Annotated in this window: 2 protein-coding genes; both read left to right on the top strand. The window is 42.6% G+C overall.

Features of this window, described 5'->3' with window-relative positions; translation table 11 throughout:
* The coding region (locus A3729_RS33630; RefSeq protein WP_197476228.1) for a hypothetical protein at nt 1–543 on the top strand (543 nt) is incomplete at its 5' end.
* A gap of 8 nt (nt 544–551) precedes the next feature.
* Nucleotides 552–805, top strand: a 254-nt coding sequence (locus A3729_RS28345; RefSeq protein ID WP_156498201.1) for a hypothetical protein, incomplete at its 3' end; no start/stop codon positions are given.

Here is an 805-nt window from a genome sequence, read left to right as displayed (position 1 = left end):
GAACAATTGGTGTTATTTCCAGCAGAGTATTTGGCTGTATGTGAGCGAGGTTGGCTGCACTCCAAGCGTTATATGGACGAGGTATGTATTCGGGATAGCGAGCAATTCAAGCGTTTTCTAAGCCAGAGAATAATAGCGGCAGTTAAAAGAGTTTATGCTAGAGAAGTTGAGACAGCGATGAATAGTAATTTTCGTTTGTCTAAGTTGCTGCGTCAGTTCGGTATCAAGAGCGAAAAACGATTTGATCGCAATATTGAAAGTAATGAGGCTGCAATGGTGTTGATGCTTGCGACCCTTAAAGATTATTACTCCATTTTAGGTTATGACATTAAAGACATGGTTCAGCCTCAAAGAGAGTGTATTCACTTTGATCTTGGAGGGCGATTTACATATAACGATTACTTTAACCCCTTACTATCAAGTGTTGAGCGTGGTGCAGAATTAGCTTGCTTAAAACTAGAGTTTTTCATGTTGGCGAAGGCGTCAAATCTACGAGCAGAAATTAGTTATGACGAAACCTATTCGCTTTGTCTGGTTTGTTAGGAGTGAAGGTGCACGTTAAGGTAATCTCTACCGATCAGGTCTTGCTCGATACGCTAAGAATATCTCTAGATGTATTGCTGGGGTGCGAATTTGAGACGTTCAACCAAATATCTCCTGAGCTTGAACAGCAGCTTCTATTAGCGGGAAGCGAGAGCATTCTTCTCGTCGATGCAGGAATCCCAGGGGTTGATTATTGGGCTTTGGTTGGCTGGCTCGGTAGACAGTTCAAAGGCCAGGTGATTATCCTAACCAGTCCAAACTC

The organism is Oleiphilus sp. HI0043 (genome assembly GCF_001634935.1).
The sequence above is the reverse complement of the archived record's forward strand: the minus strand, read 5'-3'. Positions and strand labels throughout refer to the sequence as shown.